Origin of the sequence: Bacillus sp. AY2-1 (genome assembly GCF_008368965.1) — a bacterium.
Taxonomy (GTDB): domain Bacteria; phylum Bacillota; class Bacilli; order Bacillales; family Bacillaceae_G; genus Bacillus_A; species Bacillus_A thuringiensis_S.
In genome coordinates this window covers 1-3,184 of sequence record NZ_QPEL01000226.1, presented here as the reverse complement: position 1 = coordinate 3,184, position 3,184 = coordinate 1, and the positions used below count along the sequence as shown (strand labels likewise).

Below are 3,184 nucleotides of genomic sequence, written 5' to 3'. Positions count from 1 at the left end.
ATATAATGTTTCACCTTTTTTCGTTACAAATGTTGCTACAGATGAATAATAAGGAAGCTTATCATTATCAAATAATAAATTAGTAAATTCTCTTTGTGAATATGATAAAAGCTTATCCTTCTTTTCCCCTTTGGTATAGATAACTTGTAAATTTTCATTAAGAATTTCTACCCAACCACCAAATGATTCTATTGATTCTGCATTAATAGTTTTAAAGTTTTCACGAACTACTTCACTTGCCTTTAAATTATTTAGCTTTCCTAGTTGCTTTTCTGTTTGATACATCAAAAATATAAATAAAATTATTACAGTGAAACCTATTGCTAGTGCAAATATAATGTAATTTTTAATTAAGATATATAAAACTTTATTTTTCATAAAGTTCTTCCTTCCTAGCAAATCTATACCCAAGTCCCCGGATCGTTTTTATATAAACTGGATTCTTAGAAGAATCCTCTAATTTCTCTCGCAGTCTACTAATATGAACCATAATCGTATTCTCATCTGCACAGTAATAATCCGACCATACACTTTCAAAAATTTGTTTTTTAGTAAATATTCTCCCTGGTTCTTCCATAAAAAGTGTTAAAATTTTATATTCCGTAGCACTGAGAGTAATGGATTCGCTTGATTTATAGAGTGTACAAGAATGATGATCTAATACTAAATCACCCATATGAATTTGCTTCTCCTTACCTTCTATAGCCTTTTCATTAAATTCATAGGACCTTCTAAGGTGAGCTTGAACTCTAGCTATAATTTCTAAAGCACTAAATGGCTTTGTAATGAAGTCATCTGCTCCAATTCCTAAACCTATAATTTTATCTACTTCTTGAGATTTGGCTGACAATATAAGTATTGGGAATTGTAACGTCTCACGAATCTTTTTAATTAATTGATAACCATCCATTTTAGGCATCATAATATCAACAATAGCTAAATCAATATGATTTTCTTCTAGACACTTTAAGGCAACTTCACCATTTGAAGCCTCTATAACAAAAAAATTTTCCATTTCTAAAAAAAGCTTTAAAAGATCAATAATATCTTTGTCATCATCAACAATTAATATATTTTTTTTCATACTCTCCCTCTCTTAAGTCAGAATTTTCAAAAATCCATTTAAGGTTATTGTAAGGTAAATGAAAGTGACATGAAAGACTAAAAGTTTAATATACAAGTATGAATTAAAAAAGGAGGCATTATCACATGAAAAAATTTGTTAGAATTGCGTTAGCAGCTACCATTGGAATTGGAGGTTTAGGAACTTTTGCTACTACTAAAACTCACGCTGCAGTAAACAATCAAGAATCAACAAAATCGGTTTATCAAGTATCTGACGTGCAAGGGGAATTTATGCACATTAAAGTGGGGAAACCTTGGTCAATGACGCCAAGCGGAAAACAATACAAATATGTCTTATTTAGTGAAAACAAAATTTATGTAAACCCTAAAACTGGTGTAGTAACAGCATATGAAGAAGGAGCAGCTGAAGGCAGAGTACTTGATAAAAATGGAAATGTTGTTGCTATTTGGTATATCACGGCTTTTAAATAATGAAGGGTTAATTTTACAAGGTTGAAAAGAGCATCTTTAAGTTTATTATGAAAGTAGTAAAAGAATTTCAAAACTTGTAATTACACTAAAATAAAAAAGCTTATCCTTTAACACGTAATGATAAGCTTTTTTATTATTCTTTTCATTTTTTGTTTTCGGAAGTATTTCTTTAAGTTGATAGCAATGCGGTGCTATCCCATCACTAGTTAAAATTTTATAGTGCCCCAAAATGGAAACAACGAGTTGCATATATATAAATAGCTTTTGGAAAATTGATAATTTTATTTGGGGGTACTTTAAGATTTTAGCTTGAATGACATATAGTGTTACCTCATACAGAGTGATTAGAATATTAAACTTAAACGTGTTATTTTTAGCATTCTAAATAATCGGGTTCAATGTATTTCTCTGTTTCAGGAGAGCTTTTAATTTCTATAGGATATTTCTTAAAAGCTACAACAGTAATCCTATCTTCTTGAACTAAACTTCTGGATTCATTTATAGAAGAGAAACCTGTTCGCGTTAAAAAATTGTATAGAGAGGATTTTGTCATCCAAAAACTAGTAACGTTATCTAATGATGCCCATTTTGATTTTAAACGTTCTTCTATTGATGAATTAGCAGAGTGTTCTAGCATTGTGTGTCCCTTATATTCATAATTTTTATAAAGTACTGATACATTAGGAGTAGAAGTGATATGAGTATCAATTATTACAAACCTTTTGCATACTTCATACACTTTTTCTAAAAAGGGGAATACATCTGAGCAGTCTAAATGATATAAAATACCAGAGCATAAAACAATATCAAATTGACCATATTTTTCAGCACTTAAATTTCTTACATCATCTTGATAAAAGATTAAGTTTTCCAACCTTAATAAATCTTTAGCGAATATAGCTTTTTGTATGTTTGATTCTCTTCCTTCTATCCCTACAACAGTTGCTCCTTGCATAGCAAACTCAATAGCGTAATGCCCCTCTAAACAAGCTAAATCTAAGATTCGAAGATTTTTAAAATCACATTGTGTGATATCTTGAATCATTGTCACAATTTTTTTTAATGCAGGATTTGGTTGTCGACTATCTCTTGTATATAGAGTATCCGTTAATTTAATATCATAAGCGGTCCATTCACCATATTTACGAATAATGTTTTCTTTTTCGAGAACAAAATCTTTCATGATACAATTCGCCACCTTTAACATAATATTATGTGTAATATATATCTTTATACGATCAATATATGTGTGTATAACTTGTATTTAGACGAAGGTAAATATTTTAAAGCTTGTCACTTTATCATGTGGTACGTCAACGATCCCTTCTTTTTGGGAGCCACTCGCAAATTTATAACAATAGGCAGCTCAAATAGTTAACTAATTAAACTACCTATTCATCTCACCTATCTAAATTATAGAAATAATTCTAATTTAACTAATTAAGATTTTTTATTCTACATAGAATATCTTATTATATTCATTTTTAGCCATTGCAAATGTCATAATGATAAGTGGGACAACACATTACTATCAAGCTAAGCAAACAAAATACTCCATAAAATAAAATGAAAAAATACATTATTTTTTCTTATAAAAGAAAAGCAAAGAATAAACTTTAATATGTAT

Annotated in this window: 3 protein-coding genes and 1 pseudogene; 1 reads left to right on the top strand and 3 read right to left on the bottom strand. The window is 29.2% G+C overall.

The genetic code is table 11. The annotated features are described in order from the left end of the window. Both DN403_RS29315 and DN403_RS29310 read right to left on the bottom strand, forming a co-directional pair. Positions 1–378, bottom strand: a pseudogene (locus DN403_RS29315) (sensor histidine kinase); the annotation flags it as partial. After that, the gene (locus DN403_RS29310) at positions 368–1,084 is read right to left on the bottom strand and encodes a response regulator transcription factor (protein WP_098438192.1); all 717 of its coding nucleotides are present in this window, start codon (positions 1,082–1,084) and stop codon (positions 368–370) included. The gene DN403_RS29310 and the pseudogene DN403_RS29315, both read right to left, overlap by 11 nt. A 125-nt stretch (positions 1,085–1,209) precedes the next feature. Here DN403_RS29310 and DN403_RS29305 point away from each other — a divergent pair, with 125 nt between their 5' ends. After that, a complete protein-coding gene (locus tag DN403_RS29305; protein WP_098438191.1) occupies positions 1,210–1,557 on the top strand; it encodes a hypothetical protein in 348 nt (115 codons plus the stop codon). A 373-nt stretch (positions 1,558–1,930) separates the two neighbouring features. Here DN403_RS29305 and DN403_RS29300 read toward each other — a convergent pair whose 3' ends face one another. Further along, entirely contained in the window at positions 1,931–2,740 is an 810-nt protein-coding gene (locus DN403_RS29300; protein WP_142952497.1) for a class I SAM-dependent methyltransferase, read from the bottom strand. Positions 2,741–3,184 lie beyond the last annotated feature (444 nt).